2 protein-coding genes are annotated in these 1,720 nt (G+C 65.1%); both read right to left on the minus strand.

Translation table 11 applies throughout. The features are described from left to right. On the minus strand, positions 1-1,168 hold a 1,168-nt coding region (locus WAN71_RS08190; protein WP_422224847.1), incomplete at its 3' end, for a thiolase C-terminal domain-containing protein. A 4-nt stretch (positions 1,169-1,172) separates the two neighbouring features. Continuing rightward, positions 1,173-1,720: amidohydrolase family protein (locus tag WAN71_RS08195; RefSeq protein ID WP_422224848.1), on the minus strand; the 548-nt coding region annotated here is incomplete at its 5' end.

Genomic DNA, 1,720 nt, shown 5'->3' on the forward strand with positions numbered 1-1,720 from the left:
CGGGTAGGCTCGCCGGCCCACCGGTGACGAGGGCGAGCTCGGCGTCGCGGACCTGGTTGATGGCGGTGCCGCTCATCTGCTCGACTCCTTCCATGATGTGGGTCATCCCGATGATGTAGGCCTCGGAGAGCTGACCGCCATGGGTGTTGACCGGAATCGAGCCACCGTCGTAGCGGATCGCTCCGCTTTCGACGAACGCGCCGCCCTCCCCCTTGCCGCAGAACCCGTAGTCCTCCAACTGCATGAGCACCATCGGGCTGAAGTGGTCGTAGAGCAGCGCGACGTCGATGTCGGCGGCGCTGATACCGGCCTGTTCGTAGAGCCGCTTGGCGATGGGCGCATTACCCGAGGAGGCGAAGTATTCGTCGGGCATCCCCATCCAGGCGAACGCCCTCCCCCAGTCGCGGATGCCACCGTGGGCAGCGGCGACCACCGGCACCGGTGGCTGCCGCAGATCCTTGGCCCGATCCATTCCGGTGGTGATCACCGCGACGGCGCCGTCGGTCTCTTGACAGAAGTCGTAGAGGCACAAGGGTTCTGCGATCATCCGGGCTTTAAAGTAGTCGTCCAACGTCAGCGGTTGGCGGTGCATGGCCTTAGGGCGATTCAACGCATTGGAGCGCGTCGAGAGGGCGATCTCGGCGAACGCCTCGCGGCGGGTGCCGTACAGGTGCATATGCCGACGAGCCATCACCGACATCAACTGGCCGGGCCCGAACAATCCGGACGGCTGCAGGAACGAGTTGATCGGATCGGGATCCATGGCCGAGAACACCGAGCCCAATCGTTGTTTGGACTGTTGCAGCGCCATTACGGTGACCACGACGGAAGCGTCGCCGGCCACGATGGCTGCCCGCGCCAGCCCGATCGCGCCTGCCGAGCCGCCCCCGCCGGAGGTCAGTGCGGCGGTGAAACGGACTTCCGGAATGCCCAGCGTCTCGACGAAGTCGGCGGTGTCCATCTTGTCGGTGTACCCCGCGCTGGCGCCCGAGTAGTAGGCGAAGCCGTCGACATCGGTGATGGGAAGGCCTGCGTCCTCACACGCCGCAAGGATGGCCTCGCCCGCCAGCTCGGTGATCGACTTGGGCAACGACCCGCCGCGCTTGTAATAGGGCGTGGCTCCGATGCCTACGACCGCAACGTCGCGTAGTCCAGGGGAATTCGCCACGCGCTCAGAAGTTTTCGGCCGGGATGGGCGGCACGTCGGGGAACAGTTCGTAGAACGTGCCCTGGGTAATGCGTAACCGCGTCTCGTCGCTCACGCCGTCGAAGAGCCCTTTCAGGGTGTCCTGGGTGTGGCCGAAGGTGCCTTCCATGTGTGGGTAGTCGCTGCCGAACATCACGTTCTTGTAGTCCATGTGCTCGTAGGCGGCGACCGCGGTCTCGTCGTGTTGGAATGACGCATATACCTGGCTGTACAGGATCTCCTTGGGACTACGACTCAGCTTGGGCCGCACCGCCATATGGTGTTGACGGTAGCCCTCGACCATCCGGTCGCCGAGGAATGGCACCCAGGTGGCGCCGCCTTCGGAGATCAGCACCCGAAGGTCCGGGTGCCGGTCCAACGCGCCCGAGGCGACCATCTTCATCGCTGCCCGCTGTCCGGAAAACGTTGTCTCGGCGTAATTCATCACCGCGCCGCCCGGCCCGCGGTACACCATGCCTGCCCCTCCGCTAGCGCCACCGACCGTCATGTCGACCGGGTCGGTGCCGATGTGGA

This window comes from Mycobacterium sp. (assembly GCF_049280035.1).
Taxonomy (GTDB): Bacteria; Actinomycetota; Actinomycetes; order Mycobacteriales; family Mycobacteriaceae; genus Mycobacterium.